The sequence below is a fragment of the Lichenicoccus sp. genome (assembly GCF_965276875.1).
In the GTDB taxonomy this organism is placed as follows: domain Bacteria; phylum Pseudomonadota; class Alphaproteobacteria; order Acetobacterales; family Acetobacteraceae; genus Lichenicoccus.
Genome location: NZ_OZ255701.1, coordinates 2,518,388 through 2,538,558 on the forward strand (window position 1 = coordinate 2,518,388; position 20,171 = coordinate 2,538,558).

The window sequence follows — 20,171 nt, forward strand, 5'->3', positions numbered from 1 at the left end:
GACCTCCAATGCTGGTGCAAATCATTCTGTTCGACGGCTTCGACCTGCTGGACGCAATCGGGCCCTACGAGGTGCTCACGGCCGCCGGCATGCAGTCTGGCGGCGGCATACAAGTCGACTTCGTGTCCGCCGCCGGCGCCCGCATGGTGCCGAGCGGGCCGGGCGGGTTGCCGATCCCAGCCGGAGGCCAGCCGGACCTCGACAGGGCCAGCATCATCCTGATCCCGGGGGCGGCAGGGCCGACGCAAGGCGACGGTCCCGACACTGTTCCCGCCATGCTGGCCCGGGAGGCAGAGGGTGAGCTGCCAAGGATCGCCGCCGCGGGGCTGTCCAGGCCGGGCATCACCGTGGCGACGGTCTGTGGTGGCTCCCTGATCCTGGCGATGGCCGGCCTGCTGCAGGGGCGTCCGGCGGTGACCCACCATCTGGGCATGGCACTCTTGGAGACGGCAGGCGGGGTCCCGATCAAGGCCCGGGTGGTTGACGACGGAAATCTCGTCACCGGCGGCGGCGTGACGTCGGGGATCGACGTGGCGCTGCACCTGGTCGAACGGTTCCACGGGCCGCGCATCGCCCATGCCGTCGAGACCCTGTTTGAGTATGAACGTCGCGGCACCGTCTGGAGGAATTGTGGCTCGACACCTGCCGGGGTCGGACAGACGGCGTCGGATCAAATTATTCCCGACTCGGGCGTGGTTGCGCCAGGGCCCGGCGAGCCCGGTGTTGCAGGGCGCTGGGATGTCACCATTGCCACGCCCATGGGTAAGCAGGCCGTCACCTACGACATCTCTGTTGCGAACGGAGCCGTGGCCGGCACGGCAACGCAGGGCACCGAGGTCACGCCCCTGATCGGCCTCGCTGCTTTTGGCAATCGGCTCACCTGGTCGCAGCATGTCACGAAGCCGATGAAGCTGACGCTTCGGTTCGACGTCGTCGTCACCGGCGACAGCATGACGGGCACCGCGAAAGCAGGGGTCCTGCCGAGTTCCAGGCTTATCGGCGCTCGCCGGCACGCCGCGCTCGCGCCGGCCTGATCAGGGAGGCAGAGTCGAATCGCAGATTGGTCATGTCATCGTTTTCAGTGAAGGTGGGCGAAGCAGCCGCAAGCTGCGATGATGCGACCTGCTTTGCGCCGGGACCGGAGTGGCATGGCCGACCTTGCAGACTTGAACGCGATGGCCCCGGACGACTTTACCGCGACGCTCGGGGGGGTGTTCGAGCATTCACCCTGGGTGGCGGCGCGCGCGGCCCGGCACCGGCCATTCGATGACGTGGCAGCACTGCATCGTGCACTCTGCGCGGTGGTCAGCGAGGCAAGCGAGGCGGAGCAGCGCGCCTTGCTGCAGGCGCACCCCGATTTGGCGGGACGGCTGGCGCGCGCCGGCACGCTCACCCCCGACTCCGCCGCCGAGCAGGGAGGACTTGGGCTAGACCGGTTATCGAGTGACGAGTTCGAACGCTTCGACAGCCTCAACCGTGCCTATCGCGCAAAATTCGGCTTCCCGTTCATCGCCGCGGTGCGGCGGCATGACCGGCAGAGCCTGCTCGCGGCGTTCGAGGCCCGGTTGCGCCATGATCCTGCATCGGAACGTTTGGTGGCACTCGACGAGGTGGCGCTCATCGCGCGATATCGGCTGCAGGCGCTGGCATGAACCTGAACGTGGTTGATCCGCGTGCTGTACAAGGCTCGCCTTGATGCATGTGAATATTGCTGCGATCAGGCATTCCTTTGATGCGCATGCGCTGATTGCGGGCGTGGCGCTTCAGGTGGTGGCCTGTCTGATGAGCGGCGATCGATATCCCTTTGTGCAGATCGGCCTCGGCCTGCTCGGGGTGGCTTTGATGGTCATTGGCTTTCGCCACCTCAACGGCTGAGTGCGGAATTGATCTCCGCCGTTTCGAACAGACTGACCTCGCCTCCCGCGCCGGGGCCGTAGCGGCGGATCATCGCGGCGCAGAAATCGGCGAATTCCGCGGGTTCCGCGGGAGGTGCTGTGTAGTGCGGCCAGATGCCTTTATGTTCCGGGGTAAAACAGAACGTCACGGTGACATGGAATTCTTCAAGTGCTTGCATCTGCCGGTCGAACCAGGCCAAGGCTCCCGGGCGATAGAAGTCCGCCCAGCTCAGGCCGGTGCGCAGGGTGGTGACGCCGAACTCGCGCATCCGTCGTACGGCGTCGTCAAGACGGTGGTCCTCGAAATGAAACCACTGGCACAGCCCCAGTTCGGGGGCGAACTCGTGGAAGATCCTTGCCGCACGCTTCGGTGTGCCGTGCTCGTCGATCAGGCCCATATGGAAATGCCGATAGTAGGACGAGCCCTCCGCCTCCTTGTGTCGTGTCGTTGCCGGCCAGGCCGAGGGCAGGTCGTAGAGGCTGTACCAGTGGATGCGCGGCGTGCGTCCCTGGAGCAGCTCGAAGCTGCGTCGCAATCCCCATTCCTGCACCTCCTCGGCGCCGAAACTGGAGACGCCGATTTCGGAGACCCAGACCGGCAGGTCGGTGCAACCCGCGACCAGCTTGAGCTTGTCCGGCCACTCGTCAATCCGCCACAGGTTCCAGTCGAGCGGAAAGCCGTGCACCGCCACCGCGTCGACATGCTGGAGTGCGTCCTGCTTGGCCAGCTTTTCGAGAAAGCCCGGATCGATCGGCGAAATACCGCCGAGCACGCGCGGCAACCGGGGCGCCTCGGCACCGATCGCCTGGCCAGCGAGGTTGGCCATTTTCGCAAAGATCCGCCATTCCGGGTCGGCTTCGAGATCCCAGTGCGACTTGTTGTTCGGCTCGTTCCAGATCATGGCCGCTTCGATCATGCGGGCTTCCTTTCGGCAGACGCCGGATAGACCGGCCCATGGCCGGCGTCGGCGCGCTCGCGCCGCCGGCATAGATAGGTTTCGTCCTCGGGTTGTGCGACGATGTCGAACCCGGAGCTGCGCAGCATGGCCTCGGTGCAGGCGCGGTTCGGTGCCCACCAGTTGGTCGGATCGCCGGCGTAGCGTTGCTCGATGAAATGCAGCTTCGGGTAGCCGGGATCATCGAACGCCGATGTTTCTGAAATGTCGTAATCCGCCGCCAGCGGTGCCACCACATTGCCGCCACGCTGCATCGTCTGGAACACCAGCATGTCGGAGGCCGCGTGCGTGTGGATGAGGTCCAGGGCCAGCAGCGGATGGCGGAGATGATAGAGCACACCCATGAACAGGACGATGTCGAAATGCTCGCCAAGGGCTGCGACATCATAGACCGAGAGGTCGCGAAACTCGATCTCCAGCTTGCAGACCTCCGCCGCGAACCGCGCCTGTGCGAGATAGGCCGGGTCCGGTTCAATTCCGACCACGCGCGAAGCACCGCGTCGCTTCATCTGCATCGCGTAGTAGCCGGCATTGCAGCCGATATCGAGGACGGTGCGACCGCTCAGGTCGGCGGGGATCGCGCGTTCGGTGTGGCGCCATTTCACCGCCGGATAGTCACCGAGGAAATGCTCGGGCGCGGTCCAGACTCCGGCCAAATTCATGTTGTGGAACCACGGTCCGAGTTCATGGATACGGGTGCGGATAGGGTCGGCGGTCATGTGTGCGGCAACGCGTCGACGGCGGCGGCGTTCGAAGGGCAATGCGCAAAGGTCTGGGACCCAAAGGTCTGGCACAGGAGCAATGGTTTTCGGCGATGCGGCGCGGCGACCATGTCGCTGCCTGGGCGATCAGCGACGACATTCTCGCCGGGCGCGACCCTGCGCTGCGCGATGATCCGACACAGCCCTATCATTGCCGCTGGGTCTGGGACGGACGCTGCGTTGCCGACCGGCAGGTGCTGGTGCGCTGCTATCATGGGCTCGGGGACACGTTGCAGTTCGCGCGCTACCTGCCGGCGCTGCGCGCGCGCTGCACCGCGCTGACCCTGGAAGTGCAGTCGGAGCTGCTCGGCCTGGATTTCGCGGGGCCCGACCGGATCGTCGCCTTCGTTGCGGAGGCGCCGCTTGCGGCATCGGAATGCGACATCGAGATCATGGAACTCGCGCATGCGCTGCGCCTGCGTCCACAGGATGTGGGTCCAGCCAGCATCTCTATTCGGGGGCGCGGCGGCGGGATCGGCCTGTGCGCCCAGGCCGGGGGGTGGGATCCGGCGCGGTCGTTGCCCGACGGCGTGCTCGCCCCGCTGCTTGCGGGCCCGACGGTCACGTTGCTGCATCCCGGCACTCCGGGCTGCCCGGCACGGATCGAGGATACGGCGGCGCTGATCGCGGGGCTGGATCTGGTCATCACCGTCGATACCATGGTGGCGCATCTCGCCGGCACGCTGGGCCGGCCGACCTGGCTGCTGCTCAAGCACGCGGCCGATTGGCGCTGGATGGAGGGTCGCACGGATTGCCCGTGGTATCCGTCCATGCGGCTGTTCCGCCAGCCCGCCCCCGGCGACTGGCGGGCGGTGGTCGAGGCGGTGCTGGAGGCGCTCAGGCACGCGCATTGATGCCCAGCACCCGAACGCCACGCGCATGCAGCGCGATACGGCTGATCGACGCGGTGTCGATCTCGATGCGGTGCATCAGATCCAGCGGCGCGCCCAGGCAATGCGCCAGCACCGACTTGATGACGTCGCCATGGCTGACCACCACCACCTCGCCGGGCCCGGTCGCGAGTGCCCGGAGTGCGGCCACCGCGCGCGACTGCACCGCGAGCATGGTCTCGCCGTCGGCCGCCGGCGCCGTGCTGCGAAACTCGTTCCAGTTGCGCCAGTCCGGCTCGTGCCCGAGCTCGTCGAAGCCGCGTTGCGACCAGGCGCCGAAATCGATCTCCGTAACTCCGGCGTCGATCGTCACGGCCAGGCCCAAAGCTTGAGCGATGGGGGCCGCGGTGAGGGTGGCGCGCCGGACCGGGCTTGCGACCACCGCGGCAATGTCACGGTCGCCGAAATAGCCGGCCAGCCGCGCCGCCTGCGCCTCGCCTGCGCCATCGAGGGCGTGGTCGGCGCGGCCGCCGAGCCCGTGACCGGCCATCGCGTAGGAGGCGTGCCGGACCAGCCAGATCTGCGTCACCGTTCAGCCCCAGAATCACCCACTGATGAAGGCCTCGGTGCGTGCCTTCGCCTCATGATCGGTGAACTGCTCGGGCGGACTCTTCATGAAGTAGCTTGACGGGCCGACCAGGGCGCCGCCGATGCCGCGGTCCAGGGCCAGCTTGGCGCAGCGCACCGCGTCGATCACCACGCCAGCGGAGTTGGGCGAGTCCCAGACCTCGAGCTTGACCTCGCAGTTCAGCGGCACGTCGCCGAAGCTGGTGCCCTCGACCCGGATATGCGCCCATTTGCGGTCGGTCAGCCAGGGCACGTGATCGCTCGGGCCGACATGGACGTCTCCGGCCGGCAGCTCCTCGCCGAGCTGGCTGGTCACGGCCTGGGTCTTCGACAGCTTCTTGGATTCCAGCCGCGAGCGTTCCAGCATGTTGGCGAAATCGGCATTGCCGCCGAAATTGAGCTGATAGGTGCGATCGACCCGCACGCCGCGCTCGGCGAACAAATTGACGATCATCCGGTGCAGGATGGTCGCACCCAGCTGCGACTTGATGTCGTCGCCGACCAGCGGCAGCCCGCGTGCCTCGAAGCGGGCCCGCCAAGCCGGGTCGGACGCGATGAACACGGGGATACAGTTGATAAAGCCGCAGCCCGCCTCAAGCGCCTGCTCGGCATACCAGCGCGTCGCCTGTTCGGAGCCGACCGGCAGGTAGGAGACCAGGAGCTCGGCGCCGCTGCGCCGCAAGGCGGTGGCGACATCCACCGGGGCGGCATCGCTCTCTGGGATCATGTCGCGCAGATACTGGCCGATCCCGTCCATGGTGGGGCCGCGCTGCACGACCACGCCCGATCGCGGCACCTCGGCGAACTGCACGGTGTTGTTGGGCTCTGCCGCGATCGCCTCGGCGAGATCCCGCCCGACCTTGTCGCGGCCGACATCGAAGGCCGCGACCACCTCGATGTCGCCCACCTTGTAGCCGCCCAGATCGAGATGCATCAGCCCGGGGATGCGTTCGTTCGAGGCGCGACCGCGGTAGAATTCGATGCCCTGGACCAGGGAGGCGGCGCAGTTGCCGACGCCGACGATACCGATGCGAACCTTACCCAAACCCGACTCCAAATAACGAAGGAACAAACCTCGCAACGCCAACACGCCCGCGGCCGGACAGTTGCGCCCGGCGATCTACATACGCGGCGGGATCGCGATCCCGAGCAGCCAGAGTGCCTTGCTCTGCACCGCCAGCACCAGCCCGCAGAGCGCCAAGCGGGAGGCGCGCTCCGCCTCGCTCGCGGCACCCAGCACCGGGCATTCGGTGTAAAAGCGGCTGAACGATTGGGCCAGGGCGAAGGCGTAGTCGGCGATCTCGTTCGGCGCGAGGTTACGGCTGGCCCCGGCCACCACGTCCGGCAGACGCGCGCAGTCCAGCGCCAGGGCACGCTCGGCGGGTGCGGCAAGCGCGATGGTGCCGGGATGCGCACCGGCGGCCGCGGCGCGCGCCAGGATCGAGGCGATCCGCACGCAGGCATATTGCACATAGGGACCGGTGCGCCCCTCAAACGAGACCAGCCGCTCCGCGTCGAACACATAGCCCGAGGTGCGGAACGACGAGAGATCGGCGAACTTCACCGCGGCCAGCGCGACCAGGCGGGCGAGCGCCTCGCGGTCAAGCTCCGGCGGCGTCTCGGGCAAGCGCTCCGCGGCCTTGTCGATAGCGTCACCGAGCAGGTCGGCGAGCTGGGCGACGCCACCGGCGCGGGTTTTGTAGGGCTTGCCGTCGACGCCGTTGACGGTGCCGAAACCGACATGCACCAGCTCGACCCCGTCGGCGAAGCCGGCCTTGCGGGCGGCGCGGAACACCTGCTCGAAATGCAACGCCTGACGCTGGTCGACGACATAGAGGATGCGGTCGGGTCGCGGCGGCCTGGTGCGCGCGAGGATCGTGGCAAGATCGGTGGTGGCATACAGTGCCGCGCCATCGGATTTCTCCAGCAGCAGCGGCGGCATCGGCTTCGCGTCCTCGGGGCCGACCACGGTGATCACCAGCGCCCCCTCGCTCGGCTCCGCCACGCCGCGTGCACGCAAATCGGCGACCATCGGCGCGATCAGGTCTTGGACGTCGCTCTCGCCGAGCAGCAGGTCGAAATGCGCGCCGACCAGGGCGATGTCGCGGCTCTGGGCTTCGAGCGAGACCGCGCGCAGCGACCGCCACAGCGCCATTGCCTCGGGCTCGCCAGCCTGCAACGCGGCGGTGGCTTCGCGCGCCTCTGCCATGCGCGCGGGATCGTCCCTGCAGGCGGCGGCGACCGCCGGATAGAGCGTTTGCAGCTCTTCCATCGAGGGCACCGGCTTGCCGCGCAGGGCCGCGATCAGCATGCCCATCTGCAGGCCCCAATCGCCGAGATGGATGTCCGAAATGGTGCGCGCACCCTGCGCCGACAGGATACGACGCAGGCTCTCGCCGATCACCAGGCTGCGCAAATGACCCACATGCAGCGGCTTTGCGACGTTCTGGCCGCCGAAATCGAGCATGACGGTCTGATCCGCCGCCGATTGCGCGATGCCGAGATCCGGCGATGTCGCCTGCGCCGAGGCACACGCCGAGAGGAAGCCGTCCGCGAGCCTCAGATTGATGAAGCCGGCGCCGGCGACGGTGACGTCGGCAAATTCCGGTCGGTCGGCGAGCACCTGGAGCACCGCGTCCGCGAGCGCGCGCGGCGGCCGGCCGAGGGGTCTGGCCAGCGCCAGCGCGCCGTTGCATTGCAGATCGGCCTCGGGACGGGTCGCGCGCGATGCCCTGGCACCCTCGGTCGGCAGGCCGCAGGCGGCGAAGGCGTCGACCAGAAGTGCCTCGACGCGGGCGGTGAGCGACATTGGGCTCAGCGCGGCGCCCTCAGCTCAGCCTGGAGCTCGGCGATCCGCCGGCGCACGCTCTCACGCAGGGTAGGGGCGGTATGCGGCTTCATCGCCGCCAGCGTCTCACGCAATTCGCGCAACTGCTTCTGCTTCTCGGGGATGCTGCGTTTGATCGGTTGATTGTCGGAGAACTGTCCGTCGAAGGCGCGCATCGCATCGTCCTGTGTGGGTGCAGCACAGGCTTACGATGCCGGGACGCTGCTGAGAAGGGCGTCGCAGTCGGCGGCACTGCCGATGCTGATCCGCACGTAGGGCGCGGTCCGCGGCGCCGCGAAATGCCGCACCAGGATGCCTCGCGCGCGCAGCGCCGCCGCGAACGATGCACCGTCGAGCCTTGGATGCCGGGCGAGCACGAAGTTGGCATGCGAAGGCAGCAGTGCCACGCCAAGCCGCTCAAGCCCCGCGCAGAGCCGCGCGCGGTTGTCCATCACCGTACGGCGGCTGTGCTGGAACCAGTCCTCGTCCTCGACGGAGGCGATCGCGCCGGCCTGCGCCAGGCGGCCGAGCGGGTAGGAGTTGAAGCTGTTCTTGACCCGCGACAGCCCCTCGATCAGGCCCGCATGGCCGATCGCGTAGCCGACACGCAGGCCGGCAAGGGCGCGCGACTTCGACATGCTGCGCGTCACCAGCAGGTTGGGATGGCGCGCGATCAGCGGGATCGCGGTCTCGGCGCCGAAATCGACATAGGCCTCGTCGATCACCACCGGCTGCTCGGGATGCGAGTCCAGCAGGGCTGCAATGTCGTCCAGGCCGAGGGCAATCCCGGTCGGCGCGTTCGGGTTGGCCACGATGATCGCGCCGCAATCCCGCCGGTAGTCGTCGGCGCGCACGCGCATCGCATCATCGAGCGGAATTGTCTCGTAGGCGACGGAGAACAGCCGGCAATAGACCGGATAGAAGCTGTAGGTGACGTCGGGGAACAGCAAAGGCCGGTCGTGTCGGAGCAGGCCGGCAAAGGCGTGCGCCAGCACCTCGTCGGAGCCGTTGCCGACAAAGACCTGGCTCTCCGCGACGTCGTGGTAGCGCGCCAGGGTGCGCAGCAAGCCGGTCGATTCCGGGTCCGGATACAGCCGCAGGCTGTCCGCGGCCGCCTCGCGAATCGCGGCCAGGGCCCGCGGCGACGGCCCGAGCGGGTTCTCGTTGGTGTTGAGCTTGACCAGGCCCGAACGCTGCTCGCCCGGCACATACGGGGTCAGGCCGTGCACCACATCGCTCCAGAAGCGGCTCATCGCGTGGTAATCCTGGATACATCAGCGCGTGATCTACCCTGCGAAGCGATTGCCCTCAACTCATCGGAGGCGGGATGTCAAAGACGCATGACTATGGGGCGCGGGTCTCCTGGACCGGCGACCGCGGAGACGGCACGCGGCACTACAAGGGATACGACAGGTCGTGGCGTATCATGACCCCGGGTAAGCTTCCGATCGACTGCTCCAACGACCCCCTGCTGGGCGGTGATCCATCAAAGCCGAACCCCGAGGACCTTCTGCTGGCCAGCCTTTCGGCCTGTCACATGCTCTGGTTTCTGCACCTGGCAAGCGAGGCCGGGGTCGTTGTTCGCGGCTATGAGGATGCTCCACTCGGCATCAGCGAGACCGGCCGAGGCGGCGCGGGCCGGTTCGTGCGCGCGGTGCTGCGGCCGACGATTAGCGTCGAACGCGGTGCCGATCTGGTGAAGGCCGACACGCTCCACCATGCGGTGCACGACCATTGCTTCATCGCGCGCTCAGTGAGTTTTCCGATCACCTGTGAAGCCAAGTACGTCGAGGCCTGAACCAATTTGCTGCTCTTCACGCGCCCGCCGCGCACGCTGTCGCGAGAATGCAAGACCGTCGGCAACCGTATAGGGCGCGATGCGTGACTCGCCTGATACCAGGAGAGTTCGATTATGCTCGAAAAGATGCCAGCCGGGATCGGCCGCGCGCTGCGATCAGTTCGCCCCGGCATGGAGACCTTGGTCAGCCAGGACGAGGCATTCGTCGGGGTGCCGGAGTCAATCGCGCTGACCTCGTCCGCGTTCGCAGCCGACGCAGAGATCCCGGTTCGATATACCGAGGACGGCGCCAAGCTCTCGCCGCCGCTGCAATGGGCTGGCGTGCCGGAGGAAGCCCGGGCGCTGGTGCTGCTGGTCGAGGATGCCGACAGCCCGACCTTCAAGCCGCTGGTACACGCGATCCTGGGCGATCTGCCGCCGGTCGATGGCGGCCTCGCCGAGGGCGCGTTGCCGAGCCCTGGCTCGGGAGAGGAGCGCTTCGGCATGGGTCGCAATTCGTTCCTGCACACCAAGTGGCTGCCGCCCGACCCACCGCGCGGGCATGGCGCGCACCGCTACGCCTTTCAAATTTTCGCGCTTGACGAGACGCCGAGCTTTGAGCGGGCGCCCGGTCGCTCCGCCCTGGTCGCGGCGCTGCGCGGCCACGTGATTGCGCGCGGGATGCTGGTGGGGACCTTCGGGCGCGACTGAGCGGTCATGACGTCGGCTCGACTGGTCGCGCCTTGAATATTCCCGAGCGATCCCCGTTGCGTATTGATGATGGCGGCAGGCAAACCCCCAATCTGCATGGTCAAGGTCCTCCCGTAGTCCCGACAGGCCTAAAACAGGCTACAAATTCTCCGTAAAGAATTCCTAAACGAAGCTGTGACTGCTGTTAGGCCGGGAGCATTTGCTTGAAGCGATGCATGGCGGGCGCGGCCACGGCTTTGACACCGGCGGCGTTCGTTGACTTCCCGATCTATCCCGCTTCCTGCCGTGCTGCGATCCAGGCGGCCGTGTCGCGCAGGCCGTCGTCCCATCCCGTATGCGGCCGCCAGCCGGTCTCGCGCGTCAAGCGGGCGCTGTCGAGAATGTTGACCGGCACATCGGCGGCCCGCGCGGGTCGGCGCACCAGGCGTGGCGCGCGGCTGGTGATCCGGGCAGCGTCGTCCAGGACCTCGGCGACGCTGCGCCCGATGCCGCTGCCGACGTTGAAGATGCGGCCCGGGCCCTCGTGGTCGCGCAGGGCGAGCATCGCCGCGACGACGTCGTCTATATGGATGTAGTCGCGAACCACGTCGCCGGCACCCCAGATCTCGATCGGCGCGCCGTCCAGCAGGCGCTGCATGATCGCGGCGATCAGCCCCTGGCCTCGGTCCGGGTTCTGATGCGGCCCAAAGGCGTTGGCAATGCGCAGCACCCGGCTGTCGAGGCCGTGCAGGTGTGCATAGAGCGAGAGGTATTTCTCTACCACCAGCTTGCCGATGCCATAGGCGGAGATCGGCTCGGTGGGTGCGTCTTCGTTGACCGCACGGGTGCCGGTGACGCCATAGACGGTGCCGCCTGAGGAGGCGAACAGGAAGCGGCGCACGCCCTGTCGGCGGCAGGCTTCCAGCAGACGCACCTTGGCCGGCACCGCGTCGGCGACGAGCTGGGCCGGATTGTCGTTCGAGCTGTTCGGCAGCCCGGCGCCGATCAGGTCGAAGACAATGTCGTGGCCGGCGATCAGTGTGTCGAGCGACGGCACCTGCTCCAGCGTGCCGCGCACCCAATCAATGTCCGCGAGGACAGCAGGTGCGTCGCCGCGTCCGAAGCCGGTCACCGGCACGTCGCGCGCGCGCAGCGCCAGGCACAGATTGGTGCCGATGAAGCCGCCGGCGCCCAGCACCAGACAGCGCAGCTCACTCATTCGCGCCGCTTCGCGGTGCGCGTGCGCAGCCGCAGCCAGGGGTGGCGCTCCTCGACGAAGCGCACCATTGCCTGCTTGTTGGCCGACTGCTCGGTGATGGCGTTGACCATCGAGCTCTGATGCACCCGGTAGTCGGCAAGGATGTGCGGCACCGCGATGCCGAACTGGCCGAGCTCGATCAGGTTGAGCCAGAGATCGTAATCCTCCCACCCCATGGCGTCGCGTCGGACGTAGTAGCCGCCCGCCGCCGCCCAGGCCCATTTCGCCACCATCGCCATCGCATCGATATAGTTACCGGCTTGCAGGCGTAGCGGATCGAAGGCGGGCTCACCCATGATCAGCTCGGCGCCCCCAACTTGTGCGCCGAACTGGGCGATTCGCGGATAGGCGAAGGCGGCCTGCGGCACCTGGCGCAGGGCCGCGAGCAGCGTCGCAGAGGCGTCCGGGCGCAGCCGGTTGTCGGAATCGAGTGCCATCAGCCAGGGCGTTTCGGCGGCATTGCAGACCACGTTGCGAGCGCCTCCGAGCCCGGCATTGCGCAGCGTACGCAGGATTTGGACGCGGTTGAAGCGGTCCTGGTGGCGTCTGGCCCATTCGATCAGCAGCGGCACCGACTGGTCGGTCGAGCCGTCATCGACCACCGCGAGGTCGAGCGTCTCCAGCGTCTGCGCGCGCACCGAGTCCAGGGCCGCGAGCACGTGCTCTTCGTAGTTATAGGAGGTCATCACCACCGTGACCTCGGCGTCGCCGAGCGCGTCATGGGCGAACAGCACCTCGCTGTCCGGGATCTCCGGCAAGCCGCGCCCGAGATAGGCACCGCGACGCAGGCCGAGCTCGCTCAAACGCGCCGCGGCGGGGCTGCTCTGCGGATCGCCCTCCGGATTGGCATCGAGTGCCCCGATCAGGGTGGCGGCGAGCTCGGCCTGGCGGCGCGGGCCGAAGCGCCAGAGCACGTCGTGATAGGCGTCGCGGGCCATGCGCGCGCGTAAGGCAGGATCGTCGATCAGGCGCAGCAGGGCGGCCTCCCAGGCGTCGTCGTTGCCCGCGAGCAGGCCGGTGACAGTGTCGCGGATCGCGCGGGCATACGGTCCGGTTGGGCTGGCGATCGTGGCGGCGCCGGCGAGGCTCGCCTCGAAGAATTTCAGCTCGCTCTTGGCCTCGCAGAACGCATTGCCGGTCTCCAGCGGACAGAGCGAGATGTCGAAGCGGGCAAGCTCCACGGGCAGCTCGGCGAGCGGCACCATGTCGCGCCATTCGATGCGTTCGGCGTGACCGGCGAGTTCGGGGAATTCCTCGATGGTCAGCAGCCCGACCTGGTTCGCGGCCTCTCGGAACAGCACCAGCATTGCCTGCGGCCGGGCTTCGAGCACGCGCGCCAGCGCCGGGGCGGCGCGGGCGAAATCCTTCTGGTGGGTGCGTGTGCCGCCGGCATAGCCGATCCGTATCAGCCCATCGCTGCCCGCCTCGAGCCGGTGGCGTCGGGCGTAGCGGGCGGCGCGATGCGTTGCCTCGTCGAAGATGTTGGGCAGCACATGGATGCACTCGCGCTGCGCGCGCATCTCGGCGGCGAGCTCCTCGGTGGTGGCGATGCAGAAATCCGCTTCCTGCATGGTGTGCAGCATGGCGAGGTAATAGGCGCGGGTGTCGGCCTCATTGCTGCCGATGGTGCGGATGCCGTCTATGATGTCGATGCGCGCGAGCTCCGGCCGGGTCATCAGGTCGTCGACATCGAAGGCGATCCGGGTGCCGGCCGCGCGGGCCAGGCGGATCATGGTCTCGATATGCGGGCTCATCGTCGCGCGCCAGATCACCAGCAGGTCGGCGCGCGCCAGGTTCTCCGGATTGACGTCGTAGAGGTCGACGGTCTCCGCCTCAAAGCCGGCCTCGCGGCAGGCGGCGGCGTTGCGCTGGCAGCGATAGACCGAGCCCGGCGTGCCGGGTTCGCCGGCGACGAACAGCACGCGGCGGATGGTGCGTGGTCGCGCGGCCACGGTGTCGGCGGCCGGCGCGGCCGGCTCGGCTGGGGGCGCCTCGATAGGTGCCGCTGCTGGCCGCCGGTGCCGCGGCGCGGTCAGCCGCCAGGTGGACGCGCCGCGCGCCGCTTCGAGTTCGCGGTCGCGTGCCGCGAGTGCGTCGCGGGCCGCGGCACCCTCCTCGGCAAAGCTGCGCGCCGCCTCGGCCTCGCTTTGCAGGCGACGCTCCAGCGCCTCGCTGTGGAGCCAGGCCCGATGGCGCTCGGCCTTGGCGTCGGCGAGGGCGCTGCGCGCCAGACCGAGTTCAAGGCTTTGCGCGCGCAGCACCTGGTCGGCCTGCACCAGCCGCGCGCGCAGGGTTGCGACCTCGTTCTGCAACTGCTCCTGAAGCGCGCGCGCGTGCGCGGTTTGGTTGTCGGCCTCCGCGATCTTCGGCGCGAGATCGGCGAGCGCGTGGTCGCGCCGTGAGACCGCGAAATCCAGCTCCCAGCGTTCGCCGGCAAACGCGAAGCGGTCGCGCAGGAACCCGGCTGCCTGCGTGGTGGAGAGCCGGCAGAGTTCGAGTATGGCGGTCGGCGGTGTGATACCCACCGCCAGCACCCCCAGTCCATGCGCGTGCAGGAACTCGAACGACGGGAAATGGCCGCGCACCTTCTCCCAGAAGCGCCAGACGCCAAAATTGCGTTCCCTGACATTGGTATCGTGCAGCAGCACGACGCCGTGCCGCGACAGCTTGGGCAGCCAACTCGCGAAATCCTCCTCGATGTCGGCGAGCAGGTGACGGCCGTCGATATGCAGCAGGTCGATGCTGCCATCCTCGAAGGTGGCGAGCGCCTCGTCGAAGCGGCAGCGCAACAGGCGCGAGAAGCCGCCGTAGCGCTGGTCATGGAAGCGGGAGAACTCCGCGAATACCTGCTCGCCATAGAAGCCGGCGTGCTCGTCGCCCTGCCAGGTATCGATGGCGAGGCAGCGCGTCGGCAGGCCCTCGGACAGCACGGCGTCGCAAAAGCCGCTATAGGAGATGCCGGCGTGGGTCCCGAGTTCGACGAACATCGCGGGTGCTGCCGCGCGCATGACCCAGTTCGCAAACGGCAGGTGCCCATACCAGGCGCTGTCCGGGCCCACCCGGCTCGGCCGGTAGAACAGCGGGGCGATGGCAGCCCCACTGAGTGTCTGGAGAAGTGCGTCGGCGTTATCCTGCATACGCAATCCTACCGGAGCATGCGCGTGGCACGAAATGTCACGATCGGCCGGCCATGGCCGCGCTCGCCGGACCGGCTCTGACGTCCGGGGCTTGGACTGACGTTATGTTACAACATACACGCAAAATATGCGTCAACAGTAGAGATTGGACAAAATACGAAACGACTCTCGATATAAACAAGTCAATGCACTTAAGGGGACATGTCCAAGTTTTGATATGACAAGTCTTCACCATGTTTTCGGCTTGCAGTTCTCAAGAACATTCTGATAGGTGTCGTTTCGGGTGTGGGTGACATCGATGCGTCCCCTTGAGGCAGTGCGGTAGCGGAAGGGTTGGGGAATGGGCGTAGTTACGGTTATGGGCGCGTCTGGTGGACTCGTTCCGGTCACAGTCAACGGGGCCGTGGCGTTCTCGCTGGCACAGGCCTACACCAACGCGGTGAGCGGCCTGTCCTCAGGCGGCACTCTGTTTGCCTCCGACCTGACCAGCGGTGTGACACCCGCGTCGGTTCCGGGCGGCAAGACCGGCGAGGCGGTCATCCTCAACAGCGGCAGCTATACCTTTCCTGCCGGCTACAGCTTTCTCACCATCAGCACCAACACGCCGGTCAGGCTGGACGAGACCGCGATCGGCTCGTCGACGGACGTGCTCGCCGGCCTCGGCGGCACCACCCTGCTCGGCGGCGCCGGCGGCGGCCTGTTCGTCGCCGGTGGTGGTGCGAACGTGTTCGAGGGCCTGAGCACCGGTGGCGGCAACTACGTCATCGCCCTTTCCCAGGGCAACGACAGCGTCTATGCCAATAGCGGCAACGACCTGATCTATGCCGATGCCGGCAACAACCAGATCTTCACCGGAACCGGCAACGACACCGTCTTCTCGTCCGGCACCGACAGCATCGTCGCCGGTTCCGGCAGCAACACGATCGGGCTCACCGGCTCGAACAGCACCGTGTTCGGCGGCACCGGCTCGCTGTTCATGGCTGACGCCGGCTCCAACAACCTCTTCGTCGGCGGCTCGGGCTCGAGCATCCTGTTCGACGGCGCCTATGCCACCGACTACCTGGCCGGCCCGAGCACGGTGATCGGCGGCACCAACGACACCATCAACGCGTCCGCCGGCAACGCGCTGATCTTCGGCGGCAGCAATTCCGTCATCAACGATAGCGGCAGCGGCACGCTGTCCTTCATCGCCAATCCGGGCCTCAACGACACGGTCAATTCGGCCGGCGCCGCCACCGTCTTCGGTGCCAGCAACGCCAACATCGTCTTCTCCAGCTCGGCCGGCATGAGCTACCTGATTGCCGCGACCGGCAACGAGACCCTCAACGGCTCGGGCGCTGCGGGCAGCCTCGACCTGTTCGGCAACGGCAGCAGCACCGACCTCATCGGCGGCTCCGGTAACGATACGCTGGTGGCCGGCACCGGCAACAACACGCTGACCGGCGGCCAGGGCAACAATATGTTCATCTTCGCCCAGGGCGGCGCCGGCGGCGCGGACATGATTTCCGACTTCGCCAAGTCCGCGGGCAACATGGTCGGGCTGTTCGGTTACGGCGCCGGCGCCGTGCAGACCGCACTGGCTGGGGCCACCGACAATGGCGCGGGTGGCTCGGTCATCTCGCTCAGCGACAAAACCACGATCACCTTCACCGATCTGACCGCCGCCCAGCTCAAGGCGCACGCGGGCCAATTCTTCTCCAACTGATCAACTCACTTTTCGCACTGGACTTCAGGAACCGGACCCTTCAGGGTCCGGTTTCTTTTTTGATCGGCGACAGGGGCCGCGATGAACGGCGCCGACGACAACGACCATACGCCCCAGACTGGGCATAAGACTGGGCATAAGACTGGGCTCAAGCCTGATCCGGCGCAGCTGCGCGACAGCTATCGCAACAGCCTGCTGCTCCAGCAGATGCGGATCGCGACCCTGCAGGCAGCACTCGAGGAGCGCGCGATCCGGGTCGAAGGTCTGGAAGCCTCGCTCTCCTGGCGGATCACCTTACCGATCCGCCTGGCGCGCTCCCTCGCCGCCGGCCGGCTGCCTTCCGGGTTGAAGCTGCGCGACATCCTCCAGCGGGCGCGCGATATCCAACGCGACGAAGGTGCCGCCGGCCTGCGCCGGCATCTGCGGCGCCGCCTCCAGCGACGGCGCACGCCTGAACCGGACGCCTCGGCCAGGCTCGCCGACATCCAGGTTGCCCTCTCACCCGTGCTGCATCGCTCAATGCTGATCATCGCCGAGCTGAGCGTCGCGCAATGCGCCAAATACCGGGTCTGGCAAAAGCAGGAGATGCTGGCCACCCTCGGCTGGCCATGCGTCGTGATCGATTGGCACGACAGCGAGGCCGCGCGCTCGGCGCTGCAATGCTGCACCGAGGTGATCTTCTACCGTGTGCCGGCCACACAAGCCGCCCTCTCACTGATCCAGGAAGCCCGCCGCTGCGGCCTGCACTCCTGGTGGGAGGTGGACGACCTGATCTTCGACGAGCCGCTCTACCGCCTCAACAGCAACCTCGCGACCCTGACGCCGGCGCTGCGCGAGGAGGTGCTGTCCGGCATCAGGCTCTATCGCGCGGCGATGCTCGCCTGCGGCCGTGCCATCGCCTCGACGCCGGTGCTGGCGCAATGCATGCGCGACGCCGGTGTGGCGGAGGTCGCCTGCATCGAGAACGCGCTGGACGATGAGACGATCGAGATCGCGCGCACGCTCGCCGGTCCGCGCGCGGCACCGGCCGCACCGATGATCGTCTACGGCTCCGGCACGAAAACCCATGACGCTGATTTCGCCACCGCCGCCGGCGCACTCGCGCGCCTGATGCGAACGCACCCGACCCTGCGCCTGCGTATCATCGGCGACCTGGCACTGCCCGTCTCGCTCGATGGCTTTGCTTCCCGCATCGAGCGGCTGCCGTCCACCACCTACCGCGCCTACCTCAGGCTGCTCTCTCAGGGCGATATCGCCATCGCGCCGCTCGAGGACAGCCTGTTCAACGACGCCAAGAGCAACATCAAGTTCCAGGAGGCCGCGATCCTGGCGATGCCCGCGGTCTGCGCGCCACGCGCGGCGTTTCGCGACATCGTGGTCGTGGAGCGCAACGGCCTGCTCGCACAGACGCCGGGCGAGTGGGAACAAGCACTGGACCGGCTGATCCGCGACCCCGGCCTGCGCACCCGACTGGGCGAGGCGGCACGCGACGATGTGCGTGCCCGCTATGCCCCGCGGCATATCGCGCAGACGCAACTGGCGCCGCTCTTCGGCCCCACCATCACGGATCGGGCCTCGCGCCCGCTGCGCGTGCTGATGGTAAACGTGTTCCTCTGGCCGCGCAGCTTCGGCGGCGCGACCATCGTCGCCGAGGAACTGGCGCGCAGCCTGCACGATCGCGACGACACCGAGATCGCCGTGTTCACCTCGCGCGGCGAGATCGACGACCGCCCGGAGTCGCTGCTGCGCTACGACTGGAACGGCATTGCCGTGTTCGCCGCCCCATTGCCGCAAGGCGCCGACCACGTCGCCGGCTTCGACAACCCCGCGGCAGTCCGCGCCTTTGCAAGCGTGCTCGACGCGGTGCGCCCCGATATTGTGCACGCGCACTCGATCCAGGGTCTCGGGGCAGGCATCCTGCGGCTGTGCCAGGAGCGCGGCATTCCCTACGTCATCACCCTGCACGATGCCTGGTGGCTGTGCGACCGACAGTTCATGGTGCGCGGCGACCGCAATTATTGCTTTCAGACACGCATCGATCTGCGCGTCTGCCAGGCCTGCGTGCCGCACGCCCGCCATCTCGAGGCGCGTGCCGCGATCCTGCGCCAGGTGCTCGACCATGCGGCACATCTGCTCTCGCCGAGCGAATCGCACCGGGCGCTGTATCTCGCCAACTCCATCCCTCCCGACCGGATCAGCGTCAATCGCAACGGCATCCGCCGTCCAACACGACAGCGCAGCACCCGCCCGCCTGGCAGTGTGCCGCGTTTCGGCTTCGTTGGTGGCAACGAGGCGATCAAGGGATTTCCGATCCTTCGGCTTGCCTTCGAGACCATCCGCTCGGACCGCTGGGAACTGGTCCTGGTCGACAATACCCTCAATCTCGGCTTCAGCTCGATCGACACCGCAGACTGGCATGTCCCAGGACAGGTGCGCGTGGTGCCCGCCTACGACCAGGACACAATCGACACGTTCTTTGACGGGATCGATGTCCTGCTGTTTCCCTCGCAGTGGAAGGAAAGCTACGGCCTGACGGTGCGTGAGGCGTTGGCACGCGATGTCTGGGTGATCGCCACCAGTCCGGGGGGGCAGTCCGAGGATATCGTCGACGGGGTGAATGGCAGGCTGATTGCCCTGGACGGCCGTGCCGACGGGCTGATCGCCGCCATCGAGGAAATCCTGAACGCCCCTGGCAGGCTCGACGGCTACGTTAATCCGCACGGCGCGGCACTCGCCGACTACGAGACACAGGCGGTGGATCTGCGCGAGGTTCTCGGTCGCGCCGCGGCCAATCCTCAGGACAGCAGCGAGGCGAGTGCGGCGACGCGGTCCCGGGTCAGCAATACATAAAGCAGGCGCATCTGCGGACTGGTCGCCGATGCCCTCGCCGTCGTCGGCGTGATGCGCTCGCTGATCCACGCCTCCGGAAAGTCGCCATGCTTGCGGAGCATCCTCGGCCAGCAACCGAGCCAGGGGATACGCGCCGGGTTGTCGCGCAACAATTCGATCTTGACGAACGGCACGCGGCCGCTGCGCAAGGCCGTGAGCCAGTCGACATGCATCGGATTGACCCCGACCAGCCGACGCAGACCGACGCGCGTCTCGGGCAGGCAGGCGCCCCAATCGAGCGCCTCGGCGCGGATCGCGGCCCCCAGCCCGATCTCGCCATGCAGGATGATCTCCGACTTGCTCATCGCGGCGAAGTCCTGGGCGAAGATGCGCGCGATCGCCGGTCGTGCGAGCGTCTTTGCGGTCAGGCAGAGAAACCAGGATTGCAGATGCCAGGCGACCTCATGGGATTCCACCATGCCCCAGACATCGTGTCCACGCGCCTGCATGTCAGCGAAGATCGGTGCCAGCGGGTGCACCGGGCCGAATACGCTGTCGTTGGCCAACAGGACAAAGCCCGCGTCGCTTGCGCAGCCGATACGAAGAAGGTATTGCCAAGCGCCGAAATCAAGGCCTTCGTTGACCCTTGGATGCGCGATCACGCCGAGTGCGTCAAGGATGTCGCGATCGCCCGAGTCGACGCGGTCGCATCCCGACAGCGCGATATGCACCGCAAGCCCGCAACGCCGGAGCTGGGCCAGATAGTGCCGCACCGACTCGGAGATGCGTCCGTCCGGGGCAAACTGCGCGAATAGGCAGACCGCTGTCACGTCCGCTCTGCCACTGCCCAAGATTGCAGCGCGTCCCGGACCTGTTGCC

General features: G+C 67.3%; 18 protein-coding genes. 8 read left to right on the plus strand and 10 right to left on the minus strand.

Features of this window, described 5'->3' with window-relative positions:
• Positions 1–8: 8 nt before the first annotated feature.
• The 3 genes from ACQY4K_RS12200 (at position 9) to ACQY4K_RS12210 (ending at position 1,875) form a co-directional block, all read left to right on the plus strand.
• Positions 9–1,034 (plus strand): DJ-1/PfpI family protein, encoded by a 1,026-nt coding sequence (locus ACQY4K_RS12200; protein WP_428390478.1) that lies wholly within the window; start codon positions 9–11, stop codon positions 1,032–1,034.
• Between the two features lie 114 nt (positions 1,035–1,148).
• Positions 1,149–1,652, plus strand: coding sequence for a 2-oxo-4-hydroxy-4-carboxy-5-ureidoimidazoline decarboxylase (gene uraD, locus ACQY4K_RS12205; RefSeq protein ID WP_428390479.1), 504 nt, complete (start codon positions 1,149–1,151; stop codon positions 1,650–1,652).
• A gap of 43 nt (positions 1,653–1,695) precedes the next feature.
• Positions 1,696–1,875 carry a hypothetical protein gene (locus ACQY4K_RS12210; protein WP_428390480.1) on the plus strand — a complete coding sequence of 60 codons (180 nt, stop codon included), beginning with the start codon at positions 1,696–1,698 and terminating at the stop codon, positions 1,873–1,875.
• Here the strand turns inward: ACQY4K_RS12210 and ACQY4K_RS12215 are convergent.
• The gene (locus ACQY4K_RS12215; RefSeq protein ID WP_428390481.1) at positions 1,865–2,812 is read right to left on the minus strand and encodes a beta-xylosidase; all 948 of its coding nucleotides are present in this window, start codon (positions 2,810–2,812) and stop codon (positions 1,865–1,867) included. The two genes, ACQY4K_RS12210 and ACQY4K_RS12215, sit on opposite strands and share 11 nt — an antisense overlap.
• Positions 2,809–3,570: a TIGR04290 family methyltransferase gene (locus ACQY4K_RS12220; protein WP_428390482.1), complete on the minus strand. Its 762-nt coding sequence runs from the start codon at positions 3,568–3,570 to the stop codon at positions 2,809–2,811. The genes ACQY4K_RS12215 and ACQY4K_RS12220 overlap by 4 nt, the downstream gene beginning before the upstream one ends.
• Before the next feature lie 41 nt (positions 3,571–3,611).
• On the opposite strand from ACQY4K_RS12220, the gene ACQY4K_RS12225 reads away from it, so the two are divergent.
• A complete protein-coding gene (locus tag ACQY4K_RS12225; protein ID WP_428390483.1) occupies positions 3,612–4,466 on the plus strand; it encodes a glycosyltransferase family 9 protein in 855 nt (284 codons plus the stop codon).
• On the opposite strand, the gene ACQY4K_RS12230 is transcribed toward ACQY4K_RS12225, so the two are convergent.
• From ACQY4K_RS12230 to ACQY4K_RS12250, 5 genes are all read right to left on the minus strand, one after another.
• A complete protein-coding gene (locus tag ACQY4K_RS12230; RefSeq protein ID WP_428390484.1) occupies positions 4,450–5,031 on the minus strand; it encodes a histidine phosphatase family protein in 582 nt (193 codons plus the stop codon). The genes ACQY4K_RS12225 and ACQY4K_RS12230 overlap by 17 nt on opposite strands.
• 15 nt (positions 5,032–5,046) lie before the next feature.
• On the minus strand, positions 5,047–6,114 hold the full coding sequence (locus ACQY4K_RS12235) for an inositol-3-phosphate synthase (protein WP_428390485.1): 1,068 nt from the start codon (positions 6,112–6,114) through the stop codon (positions 5,047–5,049).
• Positions 6,115–6,189: 75 nt separating this feature from the next.
• On the minus strand, positions 6,190–7,878 hold the full coding sequence (argS, locus tag ACQY4K_RS12240; protein WP_428390486.1) for an arginine--tRNA ligase: 1,689 nt from the start codon (positions 7,876–7,878) through the stop codon (positions 6,190–6,192).
• Positions 7,879–7,883: 5 nt separating this feature from the next.
• Positions 7,884–8,072, minus strand: a complete 189-nt coding sequence (locus ACQY4K_RS12245) for a hypothetical protein (protein WP_428390487.1) — start codon at positions 8,070–8,072, stop codon at positions 7,884–7,886.
• 30 nt (positions 8,073–8,102) lie between these two features.
• Positions 8,103–9,149: a pyridoxal phosphate-dependent aminotransferase gene (locus tag ACQY4K_RS12250; RefSeq protein WP_428390488.1), complete on the minus strand. Its 1,047-nt coding sequence runs from the start codon at positions 9,147–9,149 to the stop codon at positions 8,103–8,105.
• A 74-nt stretch (positions 9,150–9,223) separates the two neighbouring features.
• On the opposite strand from ACQY4K_RS12250, the gene ACQY4K_RS12255 reads away from it, so the two are divergent.
• Complete coding sequence (locus tag ACQY4K_RS12255; protein ID WP_428390489.1) at positions 9,224–9,694, plus strand: OsmC family protein; 471 nt, start codon at positions 9,224–9,226, stop codon at positions 9,692–9,694.
• A 114-nt stretch (positions 9,695–9,808) separates the two neighbouring features.
• A complete protein-coding gene (locus ACQY4K_RS12260) occupies positions 9,809–10,384 on the plus strand; it encodes a YbhB/YbcL family Raf kinase inhibitor-like protein (protein ID WP_428390490.1) in 576 nt (191 codons plus the stop codon).
• A 268-nt stretch (positions 10,385–10,652) separates the two neighbouring features.
• Here ACQY4K_RS12260 and ACQY4K_RS12265 read toward each other — a convergent pair whose 3' ends face one another.
• Together ACQY4K_RS12265 and ACQY4K_RS12270 are read right to left on the minus strand one after the other, a co-directional pair.
• The gene (locus tag ACQY4K_RS12265; RefSeq protein WP_428390491.1) at positions 10,653–11,582 is read right to left on the minus strand and encodes an NAD-dependent epimerase/dehydratase family protein; all 930 of its coding nucleotides are present in this window, start codon (positions 11,580–11,582) and stop codon (positions 10,653–10,655) included.
• Positions 11,579–14,758, minus strand: a complete 3,180-nt coding sequence (locus tag ACQY4K_RS12270; RefSeq protein ID WP_428390492.1) for a class I SAM-dependent methyltransferase — start codon at positions 14,756–14,758, stop codon at positions 11,579–11,581. Before ACQY4K_RS12270 ends, ACQY4K_RS12265 begins: the two co-directional genes overlap by 4 nt.
• Positions 14,759–15,161: 403 nt before the next feature.
• Between ACQY4K_RS12270 and ACQY4K_RS12275 the strand changes: the two genes are divergently transcribed.
• Both ACQY4K_RS12275 and ACQY4K_RS12280 read left to right on the plus strand, forming a co-directional pair.
• Positions 15,162–16,463: a beta strand repeat-containing protein gene (locus ACQY4K_RS12275; RefSeq protein ID WP_428390493.1), complete on the plus strand. Its 1,302-nt coding sequence runs from the start codon at positions 15,162–15,164 to the stop codon at positions 16,461–16,463.
• A gap of 81 nt (positions 16,464–16,544) precedes the next feature.
• Positions 16,545–19,313, plus strand: a complete 2,769-nt coding sequence (locus ACQY4K_RS12280) for a glycosyltransferase (RefSeq protein ID WP_428390494.1) — start codon at positions 16,545–16,547, stop codon at positions 19,311–19,313.
• Here ACQY4K_RS12280 and ACQY4K_RS12285 read toward each other — a convergent pair.
• Positions 19,259–20,122, minus strand: a complete 864-nt coding sequence (locus ACQY4K_RS12285; protein ID WP_428390495.1) for a rhamnan synthesis F family protein — start codon at positions 20,120–20,122, stop codon at positions 19,259–19,261. The two genes, ACQY4K_RS12280 and ACQY4K_RS12285, sit on opposite strands and share 55 nt — an antisense overlap.
• Positions 20,123–20,171 lie beyond the last annotated feature (49 nt).

Coding starts and splice junctions, on each gene's coding strand:
- ACQY4K_RS12200 (WP_428390478.1), top strand. CDS start 9: ATGCTGGTGCAAATCATTCTGTTCGACGGCTTCGACCTGCTGGACGCA.
- uraD (WP_428390479.1), top strand. CDS start 1,149: ATGGCCGACCTTGCAGACTTGAACGCGATGGCCCCGGACGACTTTACC.
- ACQY4K_RS12210 (WP_428390480.1), top strand. CDS start 1,696: ATGCATGTGAATATTGCTGCGATCAGGCATTCCTTTGATGCGCATGCG.
- ACQY4K_RS12215 (WP_428390481.1), bottom strand. CDS start 2,812: ATGATCGAAGCGGCCATGATCTGGAACGAGCCGAACAACAAGTCGCAC.
- ACQY4K_RS12220 (WP_428390482.1), bottom strand. CDS start 3,570: ATGACCGCCGACCCTATCCGCACCCGTATCCATGAACTCGGACCGTGG.
- ACQY4K_RS12225 (WP_428390483.1), top strand. CDS start 3,612: ATGCGCAAAGGTCTGGGACCCAAAGGTCTGGCACAGGAGCAATGGTTT.
- argS (WP_428390486.1), bottom strand. CDS start 7,878: ATGTCGCTCACCGCCCGCGTCGAGGCACTTCTGGTCGACGCCTTCGCC.
- ACQY4K_RS12245 (WP_428390487.1), bottom strand. CDS start 8,072: ATGCGCGCCTTCGACGGACAGTTCTCCGACAATCAACCGATCAAACGC.
- ACQY4K_RS12250 (WP_428390488.1), bottom strand. CDS start 9,149: ATGAGCCGCTTCTGGAGCGATGTGGTGCACGGCCTGACCCCGTATGTG.
- ACQY4K_RS12255 (WP_428390489.1), top strand. CDS start 9,224: ATGTCAAAGACGCATGACTATGGGGCGCGGGTCTCCTGGACCGGCGAC.
- ACQY4K_RS12260 (WP_428390490.1), top strand. CDS start 9,809: ATGCTCGAAAAGATGCCAGCCGGGATCGGCCGCGCGCTGCGATCAGTT.
- ACQY4K_RS12265 (WP_428390491.1), bottom strand. CDS start 11,582: ATGAGTGAGCTGCGCTGTCTGGTGCTGGGCGCCGGCGGCTTCATCGGC.
- ACQY4K_RS12270 (WP_428390492.1), bottom strand. CDS start 14,758: ATGCAGGATAACGCCGACGCACTTCTCCAGACACTCAGTGGGGCTGCC.
- ACQY4K_RS12280 (WP_428390494.1), top strand. CDS start 16,545: ATGAACGGCGCCGACGACAACGACCATACGCCCCAGACTGGGCATAAG.